A 917-nucleotide genomic window follows, 5' to 3' on the forward strand; every position below is an offset into this window, starting at 1 on the left:
GCCTCACTCTGGGGCGCGCACTCCGAGATGCCAAACCCGAGACCTAACCCTTTACGCATCAAACGATGAAGAGTTCCTCAGCATCCACGGTGATCAGCCGCTGCGGGCATCGCAGAAATCGGGTTATTGCCCAGCCTCGTTAGGTTGCTTCAATTCACTTCCAATACTTCAATGAACACTCGGTATTTCTTGCTTGCTGTTTCGTTGGCACTGACCGCATGCGCTGCGCCAAACATTTCGCGAGACTTTTCACTTGAAAAGTCTTCGTCCACCGGCGTCGCTACGGGCAGCATTACTTACGATGGCGGCTATGCCGCTTACCGCCTGCACGTGGAAAACAAGGTTAGCGGCCAGAAGTTCCTAATCGAGCACGGTAGTTCGCAAACTCTCAACCTCAGCCTTGCGTTCAAAGGCGAGGATCCCAATCGAGCACTTGGCAAGAAGGGCTCGCCTTTCGCCATTGAATTGCCAGCGGGAATTTACATTGTCAAATCCTGGCAAGTTAGCCAAGGTATGGCAAATGTTTGGTCCACGGCGCCTACCGGAATTGAGTTCGAGGTCAAGCCGCGTGAAGCCATTTATTTGGGCGGCTTCTATTTCCGTGAAACATCAAGGTTTGGTCGCGCGGTTACGGCCTCGACGGTGACGCTGTCCGATCAATCGGCCCGCGATCTGCCCGCAATCCGATCCGAGTTTTCTGCCTTGGCAACAGTTCCGCTAACGCAGTCGCTGTCTACCGGAGCAAAGCTTGAAAATATCGGTGGCGCAAGCGATGGCAAGATTAGCATTCCCATTTTCATTCCAGTCGTTCGTTGAGGCAGCAAGCAACCTCTCAAGAAACACCCACCAAATAGTTGATCTGCAAAGAGGTTTCAGGCGGTCTGTGCCACGGGCACGATCTGCATGCCGAGTTGCTC

1 protein-coding gene is annotated in these 917 nt (G+C 53.4%); it reads left to right on the forward strand.

Annotated elements, in window-relative coordinates; all coding sequences use genetic code 11:
- Positions 1-171 precede the first annotated feature (171 nt).
- Positions 172-816 carry a hypothetical protein gene (locus AC1DU6_RS33130; RefSeq protein ID WP_457355173.1) on the forward strand — a complete coding sequence of 215 codons (645 nt, stop codon included), beginning with the start codon at positions 172-174 and terminating at the stop codon, positions 814-816.
- Positions 817-917: the final 101 nt, after the last annotated feature.

The organism is Roseateles sp. P5_B10, assembly GCF_056400485.1.

What these genes read in the sequence shown, in the direction of transcription:
- AC1DU6_RS33130 (WP_457355173.1), top strand. Translation starts at nt 172, where the DNA reads ATGAACACTCGGTATTTCTTGCTTGCTGTTTCGTTGGCACTGACCGCA.